Below are 23,407 nucleotides of genomic sequence, written 5' to 3'. Positions count from 1 at the left end.
GATGACTCTGCTATCTTGCAAGCAGACGGGTTTGCCAGCTTTGCTGGGCAAACAAAAAAAGCCGATACTGAATAAACAGTATCGGCTTTTAATTATAAAGAACTTAAGCAATAAAATTACGCGTATTTTGCTTCAAATGCCTTCATAAATTCAACTAACGCTTGCACACCTTCTAATGGCATTGCGTTATAAATTGATGCTCGCATTCCACCTACTACTCTATGCCCTTTCAATGCTTTCAAGCCACCCTCATCTGCCAGCGACAAAAATTGTGCATCTAACTCAGGATTTGCTAATTGGAATGGTACATTCATTAGAGAACGATTATCTGCATGAACATCATTACGATAGAAGTCTGATTGGTCAATATAATCGTATAAAGCGGCCGCTTTCTTACGGTTATGTGCTTCCATCGCTTCAATACCACCATTCGCTTTTAGCCATTTAAAAACTAAGCCAGCAAGGTACCAAGCATATGTTGGCGGTGTATTGAACATAGACTCTTGTTTTGCCAATACGCCGTAATTTAATACACTAGGAAGCGCTTCTGCGGCAAGCTCAAGTAAGTCATCACGGACAATAACAATCGTTAAGCCCGCAGGACCAATATTCTTTTGGGCACCCGCGTAGATCACACCGTATTTTGATACATCAATTTGACGCGACAAAATCGTAGACGACATGTCAGCAACAATTGGTTTATCTGTTATTGGTAAATCATTAATTTCAATGCCATCAATCGTTTCATTTGGGCAAAAATGCACATAAGCAGCATCATCACTTAATGCCCATTCAGCGGCAGGTTGAACCGCTTTTTTACCATCAACATTAATAATGGCTTCGATTACATTAGGTGAACAATATTTTTTTGCTTCAGTTACCGCACTTTGCGCCCAATAACCCGCATCGACATAATCTGCTTTTGTATTACCATCAAGTAAGTTTAATGGAACAGCTGCAAATTGTGCTCGCGCACCACCTTGGCAAAATAACACTTTATAATTATCAGGAATTGATAATAAATCACGCAGATCTTGCTCTGACTCTTCTGCGACTTTAATAAATTCTTTACTACGGTGGCTAATCTCCATCACTGAAGTGCCTAAGCCGTTCCAATTCACCAATTCCTTTTGAGCTTGGGCTAGAACGTCTACTGGCAGCATTGCTGGACCAGCACAAAAGTTAAATACTTTTTCCATGTTTCTCGAAGGCTCCTGCTATCTATAATAAATTGAATGTTTAAATATTGATGTAGAAATTAATACCACCTTTTGATCCACAAAGAAATCATAAAGTGATCTAATTCACTAAATCGCTCGAATAATACCAATCCAGATAAAAAAATAGCTCACCAAGGTAAGCTATTTTATCTCTATGCTTTTAGGTTACTGTAGATAACTTAAAAAACCCAACAACATAAATAATGGCATTTTCTGACCATTCAGTAATTCGATCTGGCCATCAGAAATAGTCGCAGCTAATCGATAATTATCACCGTCTTCAACGGCAAATTCATTAATAAGTAACTCATCCATTTGCATGCGAAGTTCTGGTGTTTCATCCACTAACTTTTTAGCAATGACTAATTCAGTAGAGCCTGTTACTGTTTTAATTAACTGATCAGCGTTTTGTGATGCTCTCGCCGTACCTGCTGGTAACGTAAGCAAAACATTACTGTTTAATTTACTACCAAGTACTTCAGCACTGAATTCATTAATATTAACGTTAAACCCTTTCGCTGCAAGTAAGTCAAACGACAGGAGTAACTTCTCAACATTCTCATTGGTCAATTCTTGCTCTTGAAGCAGTGGAATTAACGCTTTTAAACCATCATAATTTAGGTTTTCGAAACTAATATCAAAAACACCATTCTTCACTACGCCAGCATCCGTCAGCGCCTCTTCTAAAATCAATCGATTTTGAGTAGTAAAGCTATTTTCTTCTGCTTTCTCTTTTACTTCAGTTAACTGATTTACACTCGTGTATTTAAGCCCTTTAATCTCATTATGGCTATTGCTTTGAGTATCACTCAGCGTCAATTTATCTAAAGCAATGTCCGCTTCACCAATAAAAATATCATCTATATAATGACCAACACTTTGACCAGCTACATTATCAACTATCATTGCAGATTGGTTATCTAAACGCAGTTCTGTTTTAGGTAATTGGTATGTCAGAGAGAATTGCCCATCTTTCTCAATCGTCGCAGATAATTCCGCCGCAGCTAAGAATAGCTTTTCAACCCCTTGAGCTTGTAAATCCGCAGTAGCAAAATTCGTATCTTTGCTTGTCAGTAATAAATCTGTGGTGCCGGTTAGCTTACTGTCTGTTGTCAGTGTTAGCCCTTGAATAAATTCAGAAGTATCTCCCGTACTTACAAATTTAGAAACTGAAGAAACCGAAAATAAACCATGAGAAATATCATGATTAACTAAAATTTCAGTTGGGTAACCCGCGTGCTCTAACTCTTGACTTAAACCTTGATCTATAACATGAATACGGCTTTGTGCTTGAGAGCTAAGGTAGCCTCTATCATAAGATACAGATTCAACCTCAATGATAGCGTTGTGATACGAAGCAATACCATCTTTAAAAATCGCCTCTCCAATCTTCCCTGTCGCAAATGGCCAGCAAGCAACAAGCACTACAGCACCACCAATTGCAGCGTATTTTTTTAATTCATTCATATTGTTATCCAAGTTTTATCCATTTCAAACAGTGTACCTAACCCACAGAGCGCAATACAGTTCTATTTAACAAAATAAACTAGAGCCTTATATTATAAATATGGCGTATATTTTGCTTAACTATACAGTAATAAGCACTACGTTAATTTTTTGACTCTTGCAGTAACTCCAAATTTTATATATTCCGACTCTAGCAAAAATAGTCATTTCTGTTAGTATTTAGAATACTTTTTGGTTACAGCACTAATTTGATAGGTTTCAAATATCATGATCCGTAAGACACTTTTAGCTTCAAGCCTAATGTTCATTTCAGCAACATCAATGGCTGCAGATAATGATCCAAGCAATGCCATCATGAGTAACTTTAGCTACGACTATGTTGAAGCTCGCATTGGATTTAGCCCTTCAACATTCGGTGCTGGTTTTAGTAAATCAATTCACCCTAATGCACACGCAATTGTTTCAATCGATTCTGAATTAGATGGCGATTACGATTTAGCAACTGGTCTTGGCTTTCACGCGCCAGTAAATAACTGGGCTGATATTACTGGTGAAATGCTACTTCGCGTTGTTGATGATAACAAACACTACAAAAATGACACAGGTATGGAACTTAACTTAGGCGTACGCCAGTGGTTAGGTCCTCAACTAGAAGTCGGTGGTAAAGTAGGCTATTTGTCAATTGATGATAACGACGATACGTTATTCTCAGTGTACGGTCGCTTCCACTCAACAGAGCTATTTTCAATTGGCGCAGAAGGTCGTTTTAACGGCATTTATGGCGACCAAGTGATGCTAACTGCACGCTTTAAATACTAATTTAATATTAGCACTAAAATTTAAAGCAAAAAAACCTCGTTATACCTTCATACTGAATGGATAACGAGGTTTTTTTATATAGCAGACTATAACTCTAACTAAGCTATCTAATCTAACGACTTCCCAAGCGAGCATTAAACCTGTTGTAATAATGCTTTTTTCATTGGTTCTTGAAGTAACGTCCAGTGCACCCCTGATTCTGCACCTGCAAATTTCCATAATAGTTTTACATCTACGTCACCGCCATAAGTTGTATTTACTTTTTTAAATACATCAACAGCACCAATTTCAAAAAATGAGCTTACATCAGGAACACCCGCTTTTTTTACCATTCTTTCTAGCGTTAATTGCATATTAGGCAGATCACGTAAACGACGATTTTCTTTTGACTTCTTAAACTCTCGTTCAAGTCGTGAATTTTCCATAGTTTCTTGAATAATCTCCATCAACAAAGCAGAGTTCTTCTCAAATAAGTCACTAACATCAAAATAATTAACAGTCGCAATAGTGGTTTTCTTTACATGCTTAAAACGTTCACAACCTAGTTTCTCAAATGTGTTATCAACCTCACCACCACCACGAACATACAAGCGCCCTTCTGTGACAAGTAAAACATAGCATCATCAGTGAATAAGCCAACACCACCGAACATTGAGCGTTTATTGAATCGACCTAGTTTTTTTACAAAGTTAAAAAAGCGTTCCTCTAAATGGTTCATTTCGATCTCCTTGATCTTAAACTTAGCGACCCCCGTCCCTGTCATAAATTTGACATCAAGCAACTGAATATTAAACATACAACTTAAATTTATCTATTATTTTTATTATAAACCATGAATTTACTGTGTTTTTTATTATTACGATCACACATTAGAGCTTTAATTTATGAAACAAAGTAAGTTTTCTTTCAGGCCGATATCACATTATAGTCTCATATTATTGCCTAGTGTTTCATTGACAGCGCTCACATTAATCATTCACTTTAGTTATATAAAGTAACTTATTTATCTTTTCGTAATAACACTAAACCCCTTTTTGTTTTTACTTCATGCCTACTTCTTAGTAAATGATCCCATTTTATTGAGTTTTTTTTTAGAAACGATAAAAATCCTGTATCATTCAGGTATTACTCAAAGATATGAATTAACAATGAATCATCTATCCTTTTTTTGGTTATCTCATGATAAAGAAAAGGTACTGGCAGCTTTAAGAACTGAATTTAGCCAAATGGCATCTCAACGCATTTCATCAGGTGATATCCAGTTACCACCAATCCCTGATGTTGTTCTTAAAATCCAAAAGCTATGTACCCTTGAAGGCACATTAATTAAAGATGTCTCAGATACTCTATTAGAAGACCCGAGCCTCACCGCCATTGTTATTAGAATGGCAAACTCAGTGGTCTTTAATCGACGAAATATTACTTGTACCGATGTATTAACGGCAGTTTCACGTCTCGGTATTTTTCGCGTGCGTGATATTGTAACGGCACAAGCAATTGAACAATTAAAGCACTCAAGTGATCTGAATAAAGAATGTAATTCTCTATTACGTAAAAGTGCAGCTCGCTCTCGTGAATTTGCAGCAGTAATGACTATGGTATGTGAAGAGATAATAAAAGCGTCTGAAGATGACTCGCTTGATTACCTTGAACCAGAAAAAGCACTCTTGACCGGGTTGCTTGCGGATATCGGTTTATTTTGCCTTGTTAATCAGTACTATGACTATCTTGAAAAAGGCAATTATCTAGATCTTGAATTAGCGGTCTATATTTTTAATAGAGAGTGTAATGACACCAGCTATCATGTACTCAATCACTGGCAGTTTGATGGTGATTTTTTATCTGTGGCAACTAACGAAGAAAAATCCTCAGACTCAAGTTATCCTATTAATTACTTAGACATTGCTCGTATTGCGAGTCACCTTTTGATGTTTAGAAACAAAGATGACGCCATTGACGATCATGACGTGGAAATTACATTAGAAGGCGCAGAAGCCCTCTACACACTCAGTAACCTGACCGATAGTCAATTTAAAGATAGAATCAAAGAAACATTAAGAAGTAGTGGTTTGTAATTTAATTACATCAAAACAGCCAACTTATATTGATGTCGTTAAAAAGCCTTGATATTCTCAAGGCTTCTTCATGGATGAGGTTTAGATCATGCTTTCTGGAATGTTATTTGTTTTTTTACCACTGCTTTTTGGTTATTTAATCCCATTACATAAAAAACAACCTCTCCAATATATCAATGCTGCTACCAGTCACTTAGTTACCGTTATACTTGCTCTTATGGGGCTAAGCCTCGCTGCACTTGATAATTTAGCACAAAACTTAAATCAAATACTGACGATAACCACTGCATTTTTTATCTGTATTAGTGTATGTAACCTAGCCATATTACCAATAATGGATAAACTTTTTCCGCTCAACTCTGAAGGAAATAAAAACACGCTACCTTTATTTAAAATGATCTTAGAGTCAGCCAAGCTATTGCTTGCCGTTGCGGCTGGCCTGCTCTTTGGTTTAATCAGTGGTATTGATTTATCTTGGGTAGAGGAAGCCAGCGAATTAATTCTACTAATCTTACTTTTTTTAATTGGTATTCAACTTCGAAACAGTGGACTATCACTTCGTCAAATACTACTTAATAAACATGGGATAATCATTGCGTTGGTGATTCTCACTACATCATTAATTGGGGGACTTATTGCTGCGCTTATTTTAGATATTCCTTTGCAGCATGGTTTAGCAATGGCGTCAGGATTCGGATGGTATTCTCTGGCAGGTATTTTAATGGGTGATGCATTAGGACCAGTCTATGGTGGTGCTGCCTTCTTAAATGAGTTAATGCGAGAATTAGTCGCTCTATTATTGATTCCAACCTTGATTCATCGCTACCCAGTCACTTCTATTGGTTATGCGGGAGCAACAGCAATGGACTTCACTCTGCCGGTAATTCAAAATTGTGGAGGCATACGCTGTGTTCCTATTGCAATAGTGAGTGGGTTTATTTTAAGTCTATTGGTTCCGTTTTTAATGTTATTTTTTGTTTCTCTATAATATATAAATAGTAGGGAAGCGTCACATTGTGAGTTGTTTCAATTGCTTTTAATGTCACTCTCCCTACAATTCAAAATTAATAATAACGATTCATTCTTAAGGATTTGTAATGAAACTTGCCGCGCTCATTTTACCTTTCGCTTTACTAGCTACCTCTGCTCAAGCAGCTAATACTGAATGTTTAAGTGACAAATACAGCCAATATGTTGATGCCTCTTTAACTTGGTATGAAGAGCTAATTGCTATTACAGTTAAAAAAGATCCAAATTTAGAAAGTGTTGGCGACTGGTTTCTAAAAGGCCGTAAACATCATTTTGAATTAAATCGTGCAGCGGTAGACTTTTATTTAAAGAATGACCCTTCAAAAGTAAAAACAAATCAATCTATCGAATCATGGCTACAACTTGACCAAAAAGAAATAAAGTCACTTTCCATGAACGATGATGCATTAGGCAAAGTCGCAAAAATCACCTTTGACGATCGCCAAGCACCGCCACATAAACAAAACTATGAATTGCGCTCTGCTTTTGCAGACATTCTTAGCCACCCAAAAGAAATTGATGCTCCGCTAAAAACCTATAATAAAACAATCACTCAAATCAGCGATATTAGCTGCAAATAATTTGTTTATTAATTCAACAAAGCGCTTAGTTTTATAACAATTTATGCCCTCATAAGTCCATGTGGCACATTTAGACAAGACATTTTTCTTATTTTGTTCTAAATTGTGCCCTTAGTCATGGGCAAAGAGAACGCAACTTTGCTTTTTTAATCACCAACAGAATAGAACAGATACCATGGTAACAGACAACAAGACAGCGGATGCCAATTTAGAAAGCATGCTGCGAATTTTTACTGTTCCGGAAGCGCCCGATTCGACTCTTGGAAAAATTGAGCAAGAACTCTCTCAAAACCTGAATCAATTCTTACGAGAACATATAGTTGCAGAAGAGAAGCCTCTAACTGAAATCGAAAAAGATTTTACTGACTCTTCAATGCCAGAAACGCCTACTTATGTTTCTGAACATACCGAGCACTTATTAGATAACCTTGTATCTCAATCTGTTCATACTTCTGCGCCAAGTTTTATCGGTCACATGACCTCGGCATTGCCTTATTTCTTAATGCCGTTGTCTAAAATCATGATCGCTCTAAATCAAAACTTGGTTAAAATTGAAACATCCAAAGCATTCACTCCACTAGAGCGTCAAGTCCTTGGGATCTTACACCGCCTTATTTATGGTGAGAAAGATGCATTTTACCAACACTGGATGCACAGTGCAGATCACTCTTTAGGTGCATTCTGTTCTGGTGGAACCATTGCAAATATTACCGCACTCTGGGTCGCAAGAAATCGACTATTTAAACCAGATGGTGATTTTGAAGGCATCGCTAAACAAGGTTTATTTGCCGCCCTTACTCATTACAAATGCAATGGTCTTGCCATTTTCGTTTCTGAGCGAGGTCATTACTCAGTCAAAAAAGCCGCTGACGTTCTAGGTATTGGTCAAGATGGCGTCATTGCGGTCAAAACCGACAATAACAATCGTATTTGCTTAGATGACTTACAGTTAAAAATTGCTGCTGCAAAAGAGAAAAACATTAAACCATTGGCTATTATTGGTGTTGCTGGAACCACAGAAACTGGCACCATTGATCCACTACGCCAACTTGCAAAAGTAGCTCAAAAAGAAGCGTGTCATTTTCACGTCGACGCCGCTTGGGGTGGTGCAACATTAATGTCAAATACCTATCGTCATCTATTGGATGGTATTGATTTAGCGGATTCAGTAACGATTGATGCGCATAAGCAACTTTATGTTCCAATGGGGGCAGGTATGGTTATCTTTAAAGATCCAGAACTCATGTCTTCTATTCAACATCATGCTGAGTACATCTTACGAAAAGGCTCAAAAGATCTAGGTCGACATACGCTTGAAGGCTCTCGTAGCGGAATGGCGATGCTGTTGTACTCTTGCTTCAACGTTATTAGCCGCCCGGGTTACGAACTATTAATTAACCAAAGTATAGAAAAAGCAAAATATTTCTCTGAGTTGATCCAACAACAAGACGATTTTGAGATCGTAACAGAGCCTGAGCTTTGTTTACTGACTTATCGTTATGTTCCATCAAAAGTAAAACAAGCATTACGCTTAGCTAACGATACTGAAAGAGCTGACATCTATGAACACTTGGATAATTTAACAAAGTACATCCAAAAGACGCAACGCGAGACTGGGAAATCTTTTGTTTCTCGAACACGATTGACTCCAGAGGCTTATCAATATAACCCTACGATTGTGTTTAGAGTTGTTCTTGCCAACCCGTTAACCACAAAAGAAATTTTACAAAGTGTACTTATTGAGCAAAGAGAAATCGCTAACAGTAGTGAGATCTCACAGCCTCAACTGCTTGCCTTAACAGACTCAATTTTATCTCGCGCTAACTAATAATATAGCTTGAAATTCAAAGGCGACTTTATCCACATAAAGTCGCCTTTTTTGTAATTATTTTCCTTCAAATTTGAAATTTAATCACAAAAAACCGCATGATTTGGCATTAATGATATCTAATCACTCAAATAGACTTTCTAAATTGAAAGTTTTTTTAGAGATCTGTCATACTATTGTTATAAAAATACACTCAACTTCGTCATTTGTTAGAGGCAAACAATACAAACGTATATACTAAATATAGATAACAGCGTTATAGCCTTAACCAGAATACTCACTATTCTGGCTAAGGTTATACCAAGGGTAGGATGTAAGAAGAGCGACTATGAATACGATTGAAAAAATACAGAATAATTTAGATAACTTCAGTAAATCAGAACGCAAAGTTGCTGAAGTTATCATGGCATCACCGCAAACCGCCATTCACTCTAGCATTGCTACATTAGCAAAAATGGCAGATGTAAGTGAGCCTACCGTTAACCGTTTTTGTCGCCGCTTGGACACTAAAGGATTTCCTGATTTTAAACTGCATTTAGCTCAAAGTTTGGCGAATGGTACGCCTTACGTGAACCGTAATGTTGAAGAAAACGACGGCCCTGATGCCTATACTCATAAGATTTTTGAATCAACAATGGCTTGTTTAGATGTTGCAAAAAACAGTCTAGATCCAATGCAAGTAAACCGTGCTGTTGATTTATTAACTCAAGCAAAAAAAATCTCTTTCTTCGGTCTCGGTGCATCGGCCTCTGTCGCTCATGATGCGATGAATAAATTCTTCCGTTTTAATATTCCAATTACCTGTTTCGACGATATTGTAATGCAGCGCATGAGTTGCATTAACAATACTGAAAATGACGTAGTCGTTCTTATCTCACACACAGGCCGCACCAAAAGCTTGGTCGAAATTGCAGAGTTGGCGAAATCTAATGGCGCTACAGTTATTGCGATTACAGCAAAAGACTCTCCTCTTGAAAAAATGGCATCCTTAGCTATTTGCTTAGATGTTCCCGAAGATACCGATGTATATATGCCAATGGCGAGCCGTGTAGTACAAATGACTGTTATCGATGTATTAGCAACAGGCTTTACCCTTCGTCGCGGCGCTGGTTTTAGAGATAACTTAAAGCGTGTTAAAGACGCATTAAAAGATTCTCGTTATGAAAAAGACAACATTTCACACTAGTCTTATTTTTCAGCCTCTAGTTTTATTATAAGAACTGACTCTATTGTTGGTTCTTTTTTTATAAATCTAATTAATTTTAATAGTCTTTCTGTATACAAAAACGCCAAAAACAATAGGTACTACCTATCAATTAAAGAGGTGAAACCATCTTTACTTTATTTAAATCAACAGGCATAGTGTACTTATTGATTGCGAGTATTACGCATACGTTACTAATTTTTTTGGAGTTAACACTATGTTTGTTGTTATTTTTGGTCGTCCTGGTTGCCCATTCTGTGTTCGTGCAAAAGAGCACGCTGATACACTAAAAGAAAAACGTGACGATTTTAACTATCGCTATGTTGATATTCACGCTGAAGGTATATCTAAAGCAGATTTAGAAAAGACAGTAGGTAAACCAGTGGATACGGTTCCACAAATTTTTATCGACCAAGAGCACATTGGTGGCTGTACTGAATTTGAAGCATATGCAAAAGAAAAACTAGGTCTATTTGATTAATAGATAACCTAGACGAATGAACTTTGAATCACCGCTCTTTAGCGGTGATTTTTTTTTCATTTTCTTTATAAATATGGTTATACATTCGCCATTTTTAAGTTAGACTTGCATCACACTTTCTTCTTCAATATTTCAGGCAAAATACAGTGAACATTGATGTTGCGACCTTGTTATCGCAAAACGATATCTTACTTTTATTCGTTGTTCTCGCACTCGGCTTATTTATCGCTAAAGTTAAGATCGGTAGCTTTCAATTAGGCAGTTCTATTGGTGTTCTTATCACCGCCCTCTTTATGGGAAGTCTTGGCTATACTTTTAGTGCAGACTCTCTCAATATCGGGTTCATGTTATTTATTTTTTGCGTAGGTATTGAAGCTGGGCCAAACTTCTTTGGTATCTTCCTACGTGATGGTAAACACTACCTATTATTAGTATTGGTTGTATTAACCTCTGCTGTCGGGCTCAGTTTTTTAACAGGTCATTACTTCGAACTAGATTACGGTCTTTCAACAGGTATGATGGCAGGAGCGCTTACAGCTACCCCAGTATTAGTGGGCGCTAAAGATGCGTTGAATTCTGGTTTAGCCTCGCTTCCTGAAGGCGTAGAGTTCAGTAAAGTAATTGATAACCTAAGTGTTGGTTATGCCTTTTCTTATTTAATTGGCTTAACTAGCTTAATTTTATTGGCTCGTTTACTGCCTCAATTGCAAAAACAAAACCTGCAAGACAGTGCAATGCAAATTGCTCAAGAACGAGGAATAGGTAGTGCTGGTCAACGAAAAGTTTATCTCCCTATTATTCGTGCTTACCGTGTTGGCCAAGAACTCATCGATTGGACAGATGGTAAAAACTTACGTGAGCTAGGCATCCACCGCCAAACTGGTTGTCACATTGAACGTATTCGTCGTAATGGTATTCTTGCGAACCCAGATGGCGATTATATCTTGCAGCAAAGTGACGAAATCGCTCTTGTTGGTTATCCAGACAGCCATGCTCGTCTTGATCCTAGTTTCAGAAACGGCAAAGAAGTATTTGATCGCAACCTATTAGATTTGCGTATTGCTGAAGAAGAGATAGTAGTAAAAAATGATAATATTGCAGGCAAACGCCTATCTGAATTAAATTTATCTGAATACGGTTGCTTCTTAAACCGAGTGGTTCGAGCGCAAATTGAAATGCCAATTGAGCATGATATCGTACTTGCAAAAGGAGATATCCTTCAGGTAAGTGGTGAAAAAAGTAAAGTTCACCATATCGCAGACAAAATTGGTTTTATCTCCATTCATAGTCAGGTATCAGATCTATTAGCATTTTGTAGCTTTTTTATACTTGGGATCATGTTTGGTATGATCACGATGAGCTTTGGTCAAGTGACCTTTGGTTTAGGTAATGCGGTTGGCTTATTGATCTCAGGGATCACTTTAGGCTTCTTACGAGCAAATCACCCTACCTTTGGTTATGTACCTCAAGGGGCGCTAAACATGACCAAAAACCTTGGTCTGCTTGTTTTCATGGTGGGTATTGGACTCAGTGCGGGTGGTAATATTATTGAATACTTCTCAGAAGATGGTCTTAAAGTATTAGCCGCGGCATTAATAGTCAGTGTTATTCCCGTAATTCTTGCGTATCTTGTTGGGGCTTATATCCTGAACATGAACCGTGCATTATTAATCGGTGCCATCATAGGTGCGCGTACTTGTGGACCAGCAATGGATGTTGTTAACGAGCACGCTCGCAGTACCATTCCAGCACTAGGCTATGCGGGTACTTATGCCATTGCGAATATTCTGATGACCGTTGCAGGTACCATCATGATATTGCTAGCATAACGCTAATATATAAGAACCAACATATATAAATTGCAATAAACGATAAGCAATAAAAAACCCAGAATGATTACTCACTCTGGGTTTTATTTTGTCTGCTATTAACTAATTATTTAGACATTATACCATTCTGGATAAGTAGTTGTTCAGATAATTGCGCAGGGAAAATCGATTAGAGCAAGGCATAAATTACAGTAACTAGTGGATCTAATTACAAAATTTATAACGCAGATATAATCGATTTTAACAAGCAAGAATGATCAAATACTTATGTAGATTGGTATTAGATATCAGCAACATCAAACTCAACCATTGGGTTTACGTCAGCGTCGTAATCAACGCCTTCAACACCAAAGCCGAACAGTTTTAAGAACTCTTCTTTATACTCAACGTAGTCTGTTAAGTCTTTTAGGTTCTCAGTCGTTACTTGTGGCCATAGCTCACGACAGTGTTTTTGAATGTCTTCACGAAGCTCCCAGTCATCCAAACGTAGACGGTTTTGATCATCCACTTCTGGAGCAGAACCATCTTCTTTGTATAAACGTTGGCTAAACATACGTAAAATTTGCTCTTGGCAACCTTCATGTACGCCTTCTTCACGCATCTTCTTAAATACCATTGCGATATAAAGAGGCATAACAGGGATCGCAGAACTTGCTTGAGTCACTACTGACTTAAGAACAGCAACGTTTGCCGTGCCACCTGTCGCTGAAAGTTTCTCGTTTAGCGCTGCCGCTGCACGATCTAGATCCATCTTCGCTTTACCTAGCGCGCCGTCCCAGTAGATAGGCCACGTTAACTCAGTACCGATGTAGCTATACGCAACTGTTTTACAACCATCAGCTAAAACACCCGCTTCAGATAATGCGCTCATCCACAGTTCCCAATCCTCGCCACCCATTACGGTAACTGTGTCTTGGATTTCTTGTTCTGTAGCAGGCTCAACTGATGCTTCAATGATCGCATCTTTATTGGTATCAACAGCCGTCGCTGTGTACGTCTCACCAATAGGTTTTAGTGAAGAACGAATAACTTCACCTGTTTCTGGCATTTTACGCACTGGAGAAGCCAGAGAGTAAACCACCATATCAATCTGGCCCAAATCTTCTTTAATTAAGTCGATTGTTTTTTGTTTTGCTTCGTTAGAGAACGCATCGCCATTTAAACTCTTAGAGTATAGGCCTTCTTCTTTAGCAAACTTATCAAATGCCGCTGAGTTGTACCAACCTGCAGTACCTGGCTTCTTCTCAGTGCCTGCTTTCTCAAAGAAAACACCAATTGTTGATGCACCACCACCAAAAGCAGCTGTAATACGAGAAGAAAGACCATAGCCACTTGAAGAGCCAACAACTAAAACACGTTTAGGTGCGTTAGCAATTGGGCCTTGCGCTTTAGTTAGGGCAATTTGTTCTTTCACGTTTTGCTCACAACCAATTGGGTGAGTGGTTGTACAAATGAATCCACGAATTCTAGGTTTGATGATCATGTTCAACTTTCCTTTTAATAATTACCTTCTAGGATAAAAGGTTCTTATCCAGTTCGCATCCGATTTATGACAATTTTCGTCAAAATAGTGAGTGGTTGGATGTGTGCCGCCAATTTTAGAGAAAAAAATAGAAGTATCTTCACTTTTTCTCTCTATTTGAATTTTATTTTGAACTTTCTCAATAAGTGAGAGTCTGAATTTATGTTCATAATTCCACTGCTTTTTCTTGATTAATTCAAGTAACCCACTATCTGCCATTTTGGCGCTTATCGATAGTGGGTTTTTCTTTATTAGAAAGATTAAAATCTCGCTATTCAAAAAATAAATGAAAAAAACGAATTTTTTTTGAACTAAACAAATTATCGTAAGTCTCAATTAGTACCCGTTGATAATAAACAACTGAAATTTAGCAGGCCGCCAAATTTTATCTTATCAACTATAGCTTTTTCATAATTCCTTATATTCCTTTTTGCCCATTCAATTTTTTGTTTGGGCTTTTTTTTGTTTATACCAATCACAGTAAGTAAGTGACTAGAAATAGCGAAGGAAAAAGGCTTGAGAACAAGGCGGCACTTTTCAATAAATAGTTTTGATAAGTAGTTATTCTACAATCAAAAATCCCAACGCAGTTATCGAGCGTTTTAACTAGCTAGGATGTTCAGTTATTTACTACGATTGGTATTACGTTCTAGATAAAAAAACACCCCGCATAATGCGAGGTATTCTTATTTTTAAACGTTAATTCTGCTTTTATACTTTGGCTTTTTTAGGCAGTGAAACACTTAATAAAATATAACCAATCACTGCTGCTAAAGTAGAGCCCATTAAGATACCTAAACGTGCTAACTTATCAAACTCAGGGTATGCGCTACCAAATGCAAGCGATGAGATAAAGATTGACATAGTAAAACCAATACCACATAACACCGATACCGCGAAGATATGTATCATATTTACGCCAGTTGGTAGTTTCGCTACACCTGATTTAACCGCAATATAACTGAAGCTAAAGATACCAAGTGGCTTACCAATAAGCAGACCGAATGCAACACCCAATGGTAACGTTGTACTTAGGCTGTCAAGTGATACACCTTCTAATGAAATACCAGCATTGGCAAAAGCAAATATTGGCAAAATCAAGAATGCCACATAAGGATGAAGTGCATGTTCCATATGTTTCAATGGAGAACGCTCACCTTTATTGCCTTTCAGTGGGATAGCAAAACCAAGTACCACACCCGCTAACGTCGCATGAACACCTGATTGAAGTACGCTTACCCATAAGATAAAACCAACCAATAAGTACCAACGAATTTTAGACACATGTTTCGCATTAAGTAAGAACAGGACCCCTGTCATAACAAAACCGATAACCAATGCAAGTACTGAAAGATCACTGGTGTAGAAGAAAGCAATAATAACAACAACGCCAAGGTCATCGATGATCGCAAGAGCAAGTAAGAACACCTTTAAGCTCACAGGAACACGGTTACCAAGCAGTGCCATAATACCTAAAGCAAAAGCAATGTCCGTTGCAGCAGGAATAGCCCAACCAGATAACGCTTCAGGGTCACCGATATTAAAAGCTACGTAAACAAGCGCAGGAGCAAGCATGCCACCAACCGCGGCAATCGCAGGGAATATTGCTGTTTCTTTTGACTTTAACGCACCTTCAAGTAACTCACGCTTTACTTCTAAGCCAATCAAAAGAAAGAAAACAGCCATTAAGCCATCATTAATCCAATGTGAAACAGACATACCACCAACGTAAGAATGTAAAAACGTATCGTACATTGGCGCTAAAGAAGAGTTAGCAACCATCATCGCAATCGCTGCTGCAATGACTAATAGAATCCCGCCGGCAGATTCTAGTTTGAAAAAATTCTTAATAACATCACTCATAAGATGTCCTTTACTTATAAAAATTAGTTTTTGAAAAACGAAGAGAAAAGTCTACCCGTTGTTCTAGATCAAGAATAATCGCTTCTTCAGAGATAAAAGCTCGGAAAAACCGATGTGTTAGCTGTTATACTATGTTTTATTCGCAACGAAAATCTTTTTTTACAATTAGTATCCCGTTAATTGCATAAATCCTGTAACTTGATGTGAACCAGTTGTTGTTATTGGGCCTTGCCAGTATGGAATAAGCGTATCAAGCCATTGCTCATTCCTCATCACTTGAGTAGTTAAATTAAGCCTGTATTCAGGAACATTAATGATCCACTGAAGGGGTAATTTACGACCATTCTTAAGCTTACGTGCTGGTAATGTTTGTAAAGTAACGTCATCACCACTCAAAGAAACATAATCACCATTATTGTAAAGCAGTGCACCATAGAGATAAGGAGCTTGTTCTTTATGACGATATTGCGCTACAAGAAGCTTGCTCTCTTGAGTAAGATTTAGAATAAACCAATCCCAACCTTGCTGATCCTCATCTAAAAAACCACTTGCCCATTCATGCTCTAAAATTGCCTTACCAGAAATGGTATAAGCTTTGTTATCTAAAGTAATGTTTCCACGTACGTTTACAAAGGGAAATATATATTCATGTGATGCAACTGGGATTAAGTCGTGTTTTTTTGAGTAACCACCATTACCTAATGGGACTGGTTTATCATTAGCATTAATAGAAAGCTTTAATGAAAAGTGATCCGAATCAGCCGATAAAATCCCAGGAAATGGGTCCTGTCCTAAACTGCGCCAATGCCAATTATCAATCCATACTCGATATGGGCTTTGCGAAATTCCTGCTTGGCCAATCCCTCCCCTAGCTAAACGCTCATCAACCCACTTCCCATTTTTAGTGGTTATAATTACCTTTGCTACATACAGGCGAGGGTCTAACCAACCTTTGGTTTCTCGATCATCATTAGATACACGGAACATCGTCCATTGAATACCTAGACTATTGCCTTCTTGATCAACCGCATTGACTGTCATCATCCATTTTTCGTGCTGAAACGAAGTATGCTCTCCAAAATCTTTAGGAAAAGATAAAGGGGCTCCCGGTAATACAGGATCAAAGAAAGCATAGCTAGACGGAGAGAAAATTGAATTGATTTCATTATCTCCTACTGTATCAACCTCTTTCCAATTAATGTAATAACCAAGAGTAGCCCCCACAATACACACACATATTAAGAGTGATATTGTAAGGCTAATTTTCTTAACATCCTTTTGTTTCATTACAATGATTCCCTTAATGAAATGATAGCTTGCCGCCTTGTCACCCTCCAAACCGTTGCGGCTCCTGCAACCGTTAGTGCCAATAATGTCCATGAAAATGTCATCAGATATTCCATCGGGAAATAATTAATTTGCATTGTCCAGCCAAACGCATATTTCATTACAATATCAATAAGCAATTGAGAAAGAATAATACCAAGCGGCAGTGCGATTAAAATGGTAAACAACCCAATGGTAAGGAGTTGCAAGCCACCTAATAAAATCAGCTCTTTACCCGACAAGCCTAAACAACGTAATAATGCAGTCTGTCGTTGACGTGAGACCTCACCGACTAAGGTCGCAAAAAACAGACCAAAAACAGCAATAACTAACGTTAAATTTCCAAGCGTTCCTGTCACAATAAAAGTACGATCAAAGACCTTCATCGCCTTCACTTGGATATTATTATTATCATTAACTTGCTCAACCGGTAATCGATATTGCTTTAAAATCCGACCAATCAACTCTGTTCGTTTCTCAGTATCGTTAAGCACAACACCAATCCCTGTCTTACCTTGCCCGCCAAATACTTTTAACCAAGCACTGTGAGAAAGTAATAATTGGTTATACGGGTTACCGTAATCATAATAAACCCCAGAGATTTGCCAGTTATCCCCCATAGGCGCAGGAAGATCTAAGTAATCCCCCGGCTTCATATTCCATTTTAATGCCATCGATTCACTGATAAGCAAGCTACGACTGTGGTGAAGAGAATACCAAAACTCAGGAATAGCAACCTTCATCGTCAGTGCGCTTTTCTCACCAAGAGTAGGTCCCGTACTTAAGATTTCTAAATTTCCATATTCGGTTTGATAGTCAATTTTCCATTGTCTCCAAACAGATTCAACTTCCGGTTGCTTTTCTAACCAATGACTAATACGGCTGGCAGATACTTTACTCGGCTCTATATAAATATCTGCTGCAAGACGTTGTTCAAGCCAATTATTGGTCGTAGCCCTAAAACTACCCACCATGGTCTCCACACCTATATTTGATGCTAATGCCAACATAAAGGCCATCGCAGCAACTCCACGGTAGCTTAAACTTGCTGCCGAATCAGAAAAGAACCAACGCGCTTTTGCAGAAGGTAGTCGATAAGATAACCAGTCAAAAAACTTCCAAATAATGTATGGCGTTAATAAGCCAACGCTAATCATTAAAAATCCGATCAACATAAATCCATTTTCATGACTGTGAGGTAATAGATTGATCAAATAAGCCGCAACACAAAATACACACGCAATAATAGCTTGAACTTCAAACTCTTTGCCTGCAAATCGCGCCAACGACAAACGGGCTGTTAGTCGAATTGGTTCAATACTTAATAATCGATAAAGTGGCCAACCACAAGCCAATACAGAACCGACAATGGCCATCCATAAGCTTTGGTAACTCCAATCCCAACTCCATGTAATAAGTAGACCTACATCAGCGTTATATAAAGAGTACAAGCTATTAGAAACGGTTGGCATCAATTCATTTGCCAATAACAAACCAAAGAAATTACCACTTACCCAACCAATAATAATCCATAAGAAAACTTCGAGGCTCATGGCTATAATTAACTCTTTAGTTGACACCCCAATTTGTCGTAATGTGCCCACCAATGGCTGACGTTGAATAAAAGAGAGTGACATCGCCTGATAAAAAATAAATAGCCCAACAACAAAAGAGAGCATACCCATTGCCAATAAGTTGATATGGAACGCGTTAGTTAACGCGGTTAATCCCGACTCTTTATGTGTTTCAAGCTGCAACCCTCTTGGCAGCATTCTCTCTAAACGTTCCTTTTTCTTATCTGACATCTCGCCACAAAGCAAAATATCAAAACCTGTTTTATGGCCTAGCATTTTGGTTAAAGCGATATCCGAAAAAATTCGAGAGCCAGACAAACGCTGCGCTTTATCAATAATAACGGGGCCAATATTAGATTGATTTTGCAGTTCGATGTAATCGCCATCATCCAAACTAAAATAGGATGCTAAGGGCTGACTAATCAATATCGGAAATGGAGGACGCATTAACGAGAGCATATCATCGGTTTTGGCAAGATTATTCGCAGATATCTGCATCAGTGCAACTGGGTCAATCCCAACAACCGAAATATTTATATCGTCTTTAGTTTCTAAATGCTGCGTTTGTACGGGCATACACTGGGTATAACCAGCTCGACGTAAGTTAATGTAGAACGCCTGAGGAATAGTGGTATTGTCTTGAATGACACGAATACGATTAGGGAAAGGATTTGAAAATAATTTCTCCCCTTCGTTATAACTCATTTTAGCATGATGATTAATTGCTAAAACACCAACCAAAAGTGAGACACCTAGCGTTAAGCCTAGCCATACTAAAAATATTTGTAATGGATGCCTGCGGTAATGTCCAAGAAGCGCTTTAGCTACCGGCAATAACATTCAGCAAGCCTCCCTGAAGTTTTACCAAGCCATCCATGTGATCAGCAACTTTCTCACTGTGAGTCACCAATAATAAGGTACAATGTAGATCTCGAGATAAGCGAGTTAATAAACGCATTACTGCTTCTGCATTTTTTTCATCTAAACTGCCTGTCGGTTCATCAGCCAACAACAGCTTAGGTTCCATGTATAAAGCACGGGCTATCGCGGCACGTTGTTGTTGCCCTCCTGATACTTCCTCAGGATAACGACCCAATAATGGCATAAGATCGAGAGCAGAAATAATTTGACGCCATAACGCATCATCATCTCGTAAGCCTTTTAATTGACGACAAAAACGAATGTTATCAGCAATTGTTAATGTAGGAAGAAGATTAAACTGTTGAAACACAAGACCGATATTATTACGACGATAAGAAGTACGAGTGCCTTGTTTTGGAGAGTGCATAGCAAAACCAGCGATATCAATTTCACCGCTGTCTACACTGTCTAATCCTGCTATAAGGTTTAAAAGTGTGCTTTTGCCAGAGCCGCTTTCACCCATTAATGCAATTTGAGCGCCTTGTTCTATTGTTAACTCTGCCCCTTGAAGGATTGGATGAAACTCGCCACCATCCAAATATCCCTTATTCAAGTTTGTCAGTTTTAACATGTGTTCCCTCAACGCTTTTTGTGATGTCGGCAACAGAATCTACACTATAACCCTGCTTTCATAAAGCTTTTTATAGTTACAGGGTTTCCTAGTGTTTAATACTCACCAAAAAGCGAACTTTCCTACGCATCTACCAGATTTTTAATCCATTTTTTAGATTTCATTCGATAAATTGAACCAAACCATTTCACTATTTCTTCCACTATAAATAGGGCATAAACATACTCAGGAGGTAAACCTAAGACTAATGCACCAACTGCAGCAATTGGGATCCCGATAAACCACTGAGAGATAATATCTTGGTATAAACAATACTTAACGTCTCCTCCAGCACGCAGCACTCCAACGATTGCCGTCAATGGCACACTTCGGATCACAATAATAATGGCAAGAATAGCCATAAACTTCTCAGCAATCGCACGTGTTTCAGTGGTTAATGCCGGAAACATATCCAAAATTTGATGCTGAAATACCATAACAAACAGTGCAATAACCATGCTGGTTGCAACGCTCAAGCCCAATACGCCCCAGCTTTGGTAATACACCGCTTCATATTTTTTAGCGCCAAGCTGGTTACCGATCAATACCGAAGCTGCCCCCGCAGTACCAAGAAGAAAGCTAAGTGCAATAGATTCAATAGGAGAAATCACCGACAGCGCAGCTAAACCTTGAACGCCTGACTGTCCCATAATGGCGTGATAAGCAAATATCCCCGCAGACCAGACCAAAAAGTTAAACGTTGTAGGCAAAGATAAAGAAAGAAACTTAGAAATTTTTGGCCAATTTAATACCGCTTTAACCTCTTCAATACCAAAGCTTAATAAGTGCGAACGACTGTAAAGGTAGCCATATAAAAAGACAATTTCAATAATGCCACTGATCAAGGTTGCTAATGCAGCCCCCTTAATACCCATCGCTGGTGCGCCTAAATTACCGAAGATTAGCACCCAGTTAAAAAACACATTAGCGACAATGCCAATACCACTAAAAAACGTACTAACACCCGGTTGATGAATAGAGCGTAAGCCAACCGCCATACTACTGCCACAAGAAACTACATACATAGTAAGTGCGGTAATAAAGAGATAATCTGCGCCCAAATCAATGACTTCTTGAGAGTCAGTCGCCAATGACATAATTTGTTCTGGAATCAAAAAGAACAGTGCAACAGGAATGGTCGCCATTGCCATACTCACCATCCAAGTGAGTGCGGTACTTTGGCGTACCCCCTCTTTATTTTGTGCTCCCCAATATTGGGCGGTTAATAGTGCGCCGCCTGTTGTTACACCAACCAACATAATCGTCGTCACAAATGTTGCTCGGCTCGCCACACCAACCGCGGCAATCTCAGCTTCGCCTAATTGACCGAGCATAAGTACGTCCACTAAGCCACGGCTTGAAAACATAATATTTTGCAAGGCAATAGGAATAGCGATCATTAATAATCGCTTAAGAAACTCACCACGAGTGTGACCAATGACATTAGAAAGAAAAACAGACATGAAGAACCTCAAATAAACAACAAATTAACCATTTGCACTACATAAGATCCATTAGGTATATGCCTACAAATTGTACTAGAATCAAAATGTAATTAATATTTATATTCACAAGATAAAGGAATAATCTTGAATAAAAAAAAGACAATCTTAATCGTTGGTGCCTCTGGATATGTGGGGTCACAATTAATCCCACAACTATTACAACAAGGACATAACGTCGTTGCTTGCGCTCGTAATATAGATTACCTACTCGATAGAGTTGTTAACCATCCAAACTTACAATGCCATTACCTTGACTTAGAAGAAGCTGATTCTATTCTTCCCATAATAGAACACTGTGACATTGCGTTCTTTTTAGTTCACGGCATGTCCCATGGTCATGATTTTATTGATTATGAAGTCTCCCTTGCTGAAAACTTTAAAATCGCAGCAGAACAATCATCCCTATCTAAAATCATTTACTTAAGTGCTTTACAGCCAGAAGGCTATCAATCTCAACATTTACTTGCACGTAAGAAAACGGGTGAATTACTGCGTTCAACAGGTATTCCTACCATAGAAATCAATTCAGGAATCATCATTGGTACAGGCTCTGCCGCTTTTGAAATCATGACTGATTTTGTTAACCATTTCCCGGTATTAATCTGTCCGGTTTGGATTAATTCACAAGCAAACCCGATTGCGATAGAAAACCTAAACCATTATTTAATTCAATGTATTGATTACCCGCTAGCCGACTCTATCACCTTTGAAGCAGGCGGCCCTGAAACGGTGAGCTATCAAGATCTATTTCATCTCATTGCCAAACGTAATCATCGCTCTATAAAAATCATTCCAACGCGATTTATTTCCCCTTCTTTTGCTGGTTTATGGCTTGGTATTGTCACTTCTGTCCCATCAGATTTAGGCCGAGCACTATTAGCAGGCATAGACCATGATTTAATTGCGGATAACTCAAAAATAGAACGCACATTCCCACAACCATTGCTTTCATTATCTGATGCCATAAATAAGGCCCAAGAAACCAATGACGAAACAATAAAAACAGAGATTTGGGGCTTTGATCCAAGCGCATTAAAACGTTGGAAATCAGATTATGGTTATTATCCAAAACAAGCAGGGGCAAACTTTACAACCACCGCCTCAGCTCAACAATTATGGACCGTAATTGAACGTTTAGGCAGCAAAGAAGGCTATTTCTTCGCAAACGCATTATGGCGAACCAGAGAATGGTTAGACCCTTTACTTGGAGGTTCATTCCCGATAAGAAGAAGACCTGAATCAGGAAAAGTACAACTAGGCGATTATATTGATTCATGGAAAGTGATTCGTTGCGAAGAGAATAAGTTCTTATCATTACTGTTTGGAATGACAGCCCCAGGGCTAGGACGATTAGAGTTTTCAATCAAAGAGATAGATGAGAATCATCGCCAGTTAGATGTCCGTGCATGGTGGCACCCTAAAGGCTTTTGGGGGTTAATGTATTGGTTCGCAATGTTCCCTGCGCATTTGTTTATTTTTAAAGGCATGGTGAAAGCGATTTGTAAAAAAGCAGAAGCCGAATAAATACCAACAGAGTAAAAAGAGTAAAAAGA

The 23,407-nt window shown here is 38.3% G+C and carries 18 protein-coding genes and 1 pseudogene; 9 read left to right on the top strand and 10 right to left on the bottom strand.

The annotated features are described in order from the left end of the window. Nucleotides 1–116: 116 nt before the first annotated feature. Nucleotides 117–1,199 carry a 3-phosphoserine/phosphohydroxythreonine transaminase gene (gene serC / locus PVK70_RS16085; protein ID WP_130049050.1) on the bottom strand — a complete coding sequence of 361 codons (1,083 nt, stop codon included), beginning with the start codon at nt 1,197–1,199 and terminating at the stop codon, nt 117–119. A 186-nt stretch (nt 1,200–1,385) separates the two neighbouring features. Continuing rightward, complete coding sequence (locus PVK70_RS16080; protein ID WP_130049049.1) at nt 1,386–2,687, bottom strand: DUF945 family protein; 1,302 nt, start codon at nt 2,685–2,687, stop codon at nt 1,386–1,388. Between the two features lie 267 nt (nt 2,688–2,954). On the opposite strand from PVK70_RS16080, the gene PVK70_RS16075 reads away from it, so the two are divergent. Next, nucleotides 2,955–3,506 carry a hypothetical protein gene (locus PVK70_RS16075; RefSeq protein ID WP_130049048.1) on the top strand — a complete coding sequence of 184 codons (552 nt, stop codon included), beginning with the start codon at nt 2,955–2,957 and terminating at the stop codon, nt 3,504–3,506. A gap of 134 nt (nt 3,507–3,640) precedes the next feature. On the opposite strand, the pseudogene PVK70_RS16070 reads toward PVK70_RS16075, so the two are convergent. Then, nucleotides 3,641–4,269, bottom strand: a pseudogene (locus PVK70_RS16070) (TfoX/Sxy family DNA transformation protein). A 385-nt stretch (nt 4,270–4,654) separates the two neighbouring features. Here PVK70_RS16070 and PVK70_RS16065 point away from each other — a divergent pair. The 7 genes from PVK70_RS16065 to PVK70_RS16035 all read left to right on the top strand — a co-directional run bounded on the left by PVK70_RS16065 (nt 4,655) and on the right by PVK70_RS16035 (nt 12,533). Next, nucleotides 4,655–5,581: an HDOD domain-containing protein gene (locus PVK70_RS16065; RefSeq protein WP_130049047.1), complete on the top strand. Its 927-nt coding sequence runs from the start codon at nt 4,655–4,657 to the stop codon at nt 5,579–5,581. An 88-nt stretch (nt 5,582–5,669) separates the two neighbouring features. Further along, nucleotides 5,670–6,569: a lysine exporter LysO family protein gene (locus tag PVK70_RS16060; protein ID WP_130049046.1), complete on the top strand. Its 900-nt coding sequence runs from the start codon at nt 5,670–5,672 to the stop codon at nt 6,567–6,569. A gap of 109 nt (nt 6,570–6,678) precedes the next feature. Next, nucleotides 6,679–7,191 (top strand): hypothetical protein, encoded by a 513-nt coding sequence (locus tag PVK70_RS16055; RefSeq protein ID WP_130049045.1) that lies wholly within the window; start codon nt 6,679–6,681, stop codon nt 7,189–7,191. A gap of 175 nt (nt 7,192–7,366) precedes the next feature. After that, entirely contained in the window at nt 7,367–9,019 is a 1,653-nt protein-coding gene (gene panP, locus PVK70_RS16050) for a pyridoxal-dependent aspartate 1-decarboxylase PanP (RefSeq protein ID WP_130049044.1), read from the top strand. A 328-nt stretch (nt 9,020–9,347) separates the two neighbouring features. After that, nucleotides 9,348–10,205 carry a MurR/RpiR family transcriptional regulator gene (locus PVK70_RS16045; protein WP_130049043.1) on the top strand — a complete coding sequence of 286 codons (858 nt, stop codon included), beginning with the start codon at nt 9,348–9,350 and terminating at the stop codon, nt 10,203–10,205. Between the two features lie 235 nt (nt 10,206–10,440). Then, nucleotides 10,441–10,704: a GrxA family glutaredoxin gene (locus PVK70_RS16040; RefSeq protein ID WP_130043185.1), complete on the top strand. Its 264-nt coding sequence runs from the start codon at nt 10,441–10,443 to the stop codon at nt 10,702–10,704. A gap of 146 nt (nt 10,705–10,850) precedes the next feature. Next, nucleotides 10,851–12,533: an aspartate:alanine antiporter gene (locus PVK70_RS16035; RefSeq protein ID WP_130043184.1), complete on the top strand. Its 1,683-nt coding sequence runs from the start codon at nt 10,851–10,853 to the stop codon at nt 12,531–12,533. Nucleotides 12,534–12,813: 280 nt separating this feature from the next. Here the strand turns inward: PVK70_RS16035 and fabV are convergent, their stop codons facing one another. The 7 genes from fabV to PVK70_RS16000 form a co-directional block, all read right to left on the bottom strand. Beyond that, nucleotides 12,814–14,016, bottom strand: a complete 1,203-nt coding sequence (fabV, locus tag PVK70_RS16030) for an enoyl-ACP reductase FabV (protein ID WP_130049042.1) — start codon at nt 14,014–14,016, stop codon at nt 12,814–12,816. Between the two features lie 21 nt (nt 14,017–14,037). Further along, nucleotides 14,038–14,274, bottom strand: coding sequence for a hypothetical protein (locus tag PVK70_RS16025; RefSeq protein WP_130043182.1), 237 nt, complete (start codon nt 14,272–14,274; stop codon nt 14,038–14,040). Nucleotides 14,275–14,766: 492 nt separating this feature from the next. After that, on the bottom strand, nt 14,767–15,918 hold the full coding sequence (gene nhaA / locus PVK70_RS16020; RefSeq protein WP_130049041.1) for a Na+/H+ antiporter NhaA: 1,152 nt from the start codon (nt 15,916–15,918) through the stop codon (nt 14,767–14,769). 165 nt (nt 15,919–16,083) lie between these two features. Continuing rightward, entirely contained in the window at nt 16,084–17,205 is a 1,122-nt protein-coding gene (locus tag PVK70_RS16015) for a lipocalin-like domain-containing protein (RefSeq protein WP_130049040.1), read from the bottom strand. After that, entirely contained in the window at nt 17,205–19,658 is a 2,454-nt protein-coding gene (locus PVK70_RS16010; RefSeq protein WP_130049039.1) for an ABC transporter permease, read from the bottom strand. Before PVK70_RS16010 ends, PVK70_RS16015 begins: the two co-directional genes overlap by 1 nt. Next, the gene (locus PVK70_RS16005; RefSeq protein WP_130049038.1) at nt 19,639–20,310 is read right to left on the bottom strand and encodes an ABC transporter ATP-binding protein; all 672 of its coding nucleotides are present in this window, start codon (nt 20,308–20,310) and stop codon (nt 19,639–19,641) included. Before PVK70_RS16005 ends, PVK70_RS16010 begins: the two co-directional genes overlap by 20 nt. A 122-nt stretch (nt 20,311–20,432) precedes the next feature. Further along, the gene (locus tag PVK70_RS16000; RefSeq protein ID WP_130049037.1) at nt 20,433–21,812 is read right to left on the bottom strand and encodes an MATE family efflux transporter; all 1,380 of its coding nucleotides are present in this window, start codon (nt 21,810–21,812) and stop codon (nt 20,433–20,435) included. A 126-nt stretch (nt 21,813–21,938) separates the two neighbouring features. Here PVK70_RS16000 and PVK70_RS15995 point away from each other — a divergent pair, with 126 nt between their 5' ends. Then, on the top strand, nt 21,939–23,378 hold the full coding sequence (locus PVK70_RS15995; protein ID WP_130049036.1) for a DUF2867 domain-containing protein: 1,440 nt from the start codon (nt 21,939–21,941) through the stop codon (nt 23,376–23,378). The last annotated feature ends 29 nt before the right edge of the window (nt 23,379–23,407 follow it).

It is taken from the genome of Aliivibrio sp. A6 (assembly GCF_028765505.1).
In the GTDB taxonomy this organism is placed as follows: Bacteria; Pseudomonadota; Gammaproteobacteria; order Enterobacterales; family Vibrionaceae; genus Aliivibrio; species Aliivibrio finisterrensis_A.
Note: the sequence above shows the minus strand (reverse complement) of the source record. Positions and strands in the feature narration are given on the sequence as shown.

Bases quoted from the DNA above. Each gene is read 5' to 3' on its own strand.
- serC (WP_130049050.1), bottom strand. From the start codon at position 1,199: ATGGAAAAAGTATTTAACTTTTGTGCTGGTCCAGCAATGCTGCCAGTA.
- PVK70_RS16080 (WP_130049049.1), bottom strand. From the start codon at position 2,687: ATGAATGAATTAAAAAAATACGCTGCAATTGGTGGTGCTGTAGTGCTT.
- PVK70_RS16075 (WP_130049048.1), top strand. From the start codon at position 2,955: ATGATCCGTAAGACACTTTTAGCTTCAAGCCTAATGTTCATTTCAGCA.
- PVK70_RS16065 (WP_130049047.1), top strand. From the start codon at position 4,655: ATGAATCATCTATCCTTTTTTTGGTTATCTCATGATAAAGAAAAGGTA.
- PVK70_RS16060 (WP_130049046.1), top strand. From the start codon at position 5,670: ATGCTTTCTGGAATGTTATTTGTTTTTTTACCACTGCTTTTTGGTTAT.
- PVK70_RS16055 (WP_130049045.1), top strand. From the start codon at position 6,679: ATGAAACTTGCCGCGCTCATTTTACCTTTCGCTTTACTAGCTACCTCT.
- panP (WP_130049044.1), top strand. From the start codon at position 7,367: ATGGTAACAGACAACAAGACAGCGGATGCCAATTTAGAAAGCATGCTG.
- PVK70_RS16045 (WP_130049043.1), top strand. From the start codon at position 9,348: ATGAATACGATTGAAAAAATACAGAATAATTTAGATAACTTCAGTAAA.
- PVK70_RS16040 (WP_130043185.1), top strand. From the start codon at position 10,441: ATGTTTGTTGTTATTTTTGGTCGTCCTGGTTGCCCATTCTGTGTTCGT.
- fabV (WP_130049042.1), bottom strand. From the start codon at position 14,016: ATGATCATCAAACCTAGAATTCGTGGATTCATTTGTACAACCACTCAC.
- PVK70_RS16025 (WP_130043182.1), bottom strand. From the start codon at position 14,274: ATGGCAGATAGTGGGTTACTTGAATTAATCAAGAAAAAGCAGTGGAAT.
- nhaA (WP_130049041.1), bottom strand. From the start codon at position 15,918: ATGAGTGATGTTATTAAGAATTTTTTCAAACTAGAATCTGCCGGCGGG.
- PVK70_RS16015 (WP_130049040.1), bottom strand. From the start codon at position 17,205: ATGAAACAAAAGGATGTTAAGAAAATTAGCCTTACAATATCACTCTTA.
- PVK70_RS16010 (WP_130049039.1), bottom strand. From the start codon at position 19,658: ATGTTATTGCCGGTAGCTAAAGCGCTTCTTGGACATTACCGCAGGCAT.
- PVK70_RS16005 (WP_130049038.1), bottom strand. From the start codon at position 20,310: ATGTTAAAACTGACAAACTTGAATAAGGGATATTTGGATGGTGGCGAG.
- PVK70_RS16000 (WP_130049037.1), bottom strand. From the start codon at position 21,812: ATGTCTGTTTTTCTTTCTAATGTCATTGGTCACACTCGTGGTGAGTTT.